Below are 455 nucleotides of genomic sequence, written 5' to 3'. Positions count from 1 at the left end.
GCGTCAACGGTCCGACCGCTATCGCGATTTTTCCCTGTAGGCCGTTGCCGGAACTTTCGAGTCGGGCGTGGGCGAGGGGGATGTCGGCGAGGGAATAGACTGCGCCTAATCGGCGTCGATCATGATCCGACGGACCGTCTGCGTCGCCAATTCGGGTGCCGTTGCGCTCGCGTAGCTTCTCGGCCGCCAAAGTCGGCCCGAAGTCCGCGTAGCTGTCGCGGATCAGGCCGCGCACGCGGGATTCCAGACCAGGAGGAAGCTGACGACTGCTGCTGCGTCCACGCTTGCGAGAACCCAACCCACAGGGCCCGTCCTCGCGATATCGGAGCGCCAGCCGTTCGATCTGTCGCCGCGACAGGCCAAGCTTCTCGGCCGCGCGCCATATCGGCAGGCCTTGTTCGACCACGGCCTGAATCACCTTGAATCGGTCGAGTTCGCGCATCGTCATCGTGATG

Annotated in this window: 1 protein-coding gene; it reads right to left on the bottom strand. The window is 64.4% G+C overall.

The window, feature by feature from the left end:
* Nucleotides 1-455, bottom strand: a 455-nt coding sequence (locus AC1DCP_RS26455; protein WP_476774878.1) for a helix-turn-helix domain-containing protein, incomplete at both ends; no start/stop codon positions are given.

The organism is Agrobacterium sp. 10T429 (genome assembly GCF_056393925.1).
The sequence above is the reverse complement of the archived record's forward strand: the minus strand, read 5'-3'. Positions and strand labels throughout refer to the sequence as shown.